The sequence below is a fragment of the Paraburkholderia madseniana genome (assembly GCF_009690905.1).
GTDB lineage: Bacteria > Pseudomonadota > Gammaproteobacteria > Burkholderiales > Burkholderiaceae > Paraburkholderia > Paraburkholderia madseniana.
In genome coordinates, this window is the sequence record NZ_VOSW01000373.1 from 1 (window position 1) to 242 (window position 242).

The 242-nt window shown below is 57.4% G+C and carries 1 protein-coding gene; it reads right to left on the reverse strand.

The window, feature by feature from the left end; translation table 11 throughout:
* Positions 1-72: 72 nt before the first annotated feature.
* Positions 73-242: tyrosine-type recombinase/integrase (locus tag FSO04_RS46185; protein ID WP_154568051.1), on the reverse strand; the 170-nt coding region annotated here is incomplete at its 5' end.

Here is a 242-nt window from a genome sequence, read left to right on the forward strand (position 1 = left end):
GTCGTTTGTTGGCTGCGGGCCTCCCCATCCTGTCCAACTTTTATGTAGAGTTCCTACGACCGGAAACCTTTGCTATCGCGAGCGGGATTCGAGACTGCACATAACAACTTTCGGCCGGTAATATTGCGCCGTGGTGGCCAGGCTGCGATGGCCCATCAGCAACTGGATCACGCGTACATCGGTGCCGGATTCGAGCAGGTGCGTCGCAAATGCATGGCGCAGCGAATGCGGTGTGATGGGCT